The 1,773-nt window shown below is 42.6% G+C and carries 3 protein-coding genes; 2 read left to right on the top strand and 1 reads right to left on the bottom strand.

Annotated elements, in window-relative coordinates:
* Together GNF10_RS39190 and GNF10_RS36690 are read left to right on the top strand one after the other, a co-directional pair.
* Nucleotides 1–1,049, top strand: a 1,049-nt coding sequence (locus GNF10_RS39190; protein WP_260446388.1) for a hypothetical protein, incomplete at its 5' end; no start/stop codon positions are given.
* A complete protein-coding gene (locus GNF10_RS36690; RefSeq protein ID WP_185584703.1) occupies nucleotides 1,030–1,200 on the top strand; it encodes a hypothetical protein in 171 nt (56 codons plus the stop codon). The genes GNF10_RS39190 and GNF10_RS36690, both read left to right, overlap by 20 nt.
* 44 nt (nucleotides 1,201–1,244) lie before the next feature.
* Here the strand turns inward: GNF10_RS36690 and GNF10_RS36685 are convergent.
* Nucleotides 1,245–1,773 (bottom strand): GUN4 domain-containing protein (locus tag GNF10_RS36685; RefSeq protein ID WP_185607478.1); only part of this gene is annotated, 529 nt, incomplete at its 5' end.

Raw genomic sequence — 1,773 nt, 5'->3', positions numbered from 1 at the left:
GCAATTCTTGTGACGAGAAAGCCGTCCACGCCGGGGAGAAAGTAAACCAGCCCAGACGGAATGAAAACCACCCCAAAGTGGAACAAATCCACGCCGATTTGGAATCATTCCAAAAGAATGGTCAAAAAAATGAGGATTTGCAAGGGTTCCAAAAACCTAACAACGTTTCTAACTACCCGTTAACTACCTACCAACAACCAACTAAGGTTGTTGGTATGGTAGTTGGTTCTGACGCGCCAACTGAAAATCCGCGTGTTGAGGAGACGGCTCATGCGCCCTTGAGGGGCGCGTCGCCTTCACATATCGAAAGCGCGTCAGAACTTGAAGAATTGCCTGTGGCAATAGACTGTACATCGCTGGCACTTGTGGAAGCTGCACGAAGTAATCCCGCTTCGTTGCTAGCTGAAAACCAGGACTGTGACGTTGAAGCAATATTCCCTCATGAGGGTACTTGTTCCGCCGCGCCCGTTACCCAAAATGAAGAATATTTAAGTTCAGCCATCGCTAATCAAACACAGGGGCAAGCAGAACAAAGTAATTGCGCTTCGTTGTCAGGAGAAAATCAAGATTGTGGTTTTGAGCCGAAAGACTGTGATGAAGGCACAAGTTCGGCCGTACCCGTGTCATTAAATCAAAGTGAGATATTTGAATGGTTGGATAGAGCAAACGTTGGAGAATGCCCCCCATTGTGGGTAATTCAATATTTGCTAGACAGCAAGTATTATGCCAGCATGAGGGCATCAATCAGCAAGTTTGAGAAGCAGTGGAATCTATCTGTAGTTAATTATCAGGTGCAAAAATCTAGTAAGGCGTTGTTTACCACCGTTCGCGGAGCGTCTCGTAGAGAAGACATCGCCATGAGATCCAAAGCTAGACTATTGCGAATGGAGAAACTGAAGATGGCTTCTCAGGTTGGGGAAAATCCTGGTTTTGACTTCCTCCAACAATGCTGTCATGATGATCCGGCTTTGCAGATTGTGATCAAGAAACTGCTGGCGAAGTTTCCGCAGTGGGGGATTGCGATCGTGGATGGGGTGTTGGTTCAATGAGAGGGGTAGCGATGTCTATAATGCACTAATCAAAATTACGTTTGAGATCGCCTATCTCAAAGAAGCACTGCGGACTTGGAAAGGCGTTAAGTCACCGGAAGCTGTGTTTTTTGCGGCTTATAAGGAGAGACAGAAACCAGAGTCTGCATAAATGAAATATTACGTTACGGTTAAACTCAATCCTTAGTGGAGTATTCACTTTGACATCAATGAATCAAAAAAAGATACATTACAACTAGCAAAGCGAGAGAGGAGAGAAACCTCTTGGAAACGGAGTCCAGTAGTAGGTAAATATCCGTCAGGTGTTTTTTCTTGTTGTAATTGATAATTGATTTCATTCAACTCAATTTCTTCTAATTCACCTTCACTAATCCACCCCACTGTTTGCCAAAACTTGATCACAGGTGCAAGTCTTGCTTGTCCAATTGAGCCACTCTGAAGCCAGATTTCTTTTTGCCTTCTAAATCCAAATTTAGCATCACTGTATTTTTCCCACAAAGCGTTTACAACATATAAATCCTCAAGCGGAAAATTCTCAAAATCGCTTCTCACAAGAATTTGGATTCCTTTTTTACCCATCTTTTGAGTCATCAAACGATAGGTTTCCTCATCCGCTTTTTTCCAATCTTTGGCTTCAAGTAATTTTTGAATTGGAGTATAGTGGATAAAAAGATACTTAATTAAAGAACATATAACATCATTAGTCGTAAAATCAGTATTTTGT

Source organism: Nostoc sp. UCD121 (genome assembly GCF_014222285.1).
In the GTDB taxonomy this organism is placed as follows: domain Bacteria; phylum Cyanobacteriota; class Cyanobacteriia; order Cyanobacteriales; family Nostocaceae; genus Nostoc.
This window is presented reverse-complemented; position numbering and strand designations above follow the sequence as displayed.

What these genes read in the sequence shown, in the direction of transcription:
- GNF10_RS36690 (WP_185584703.1), top strand. Translation starts at nt 1,030, where the DNA reads ATGGGGTGTTGGTTCAATGAGAGGGGTAGCGATGTCTATAATGCACTA.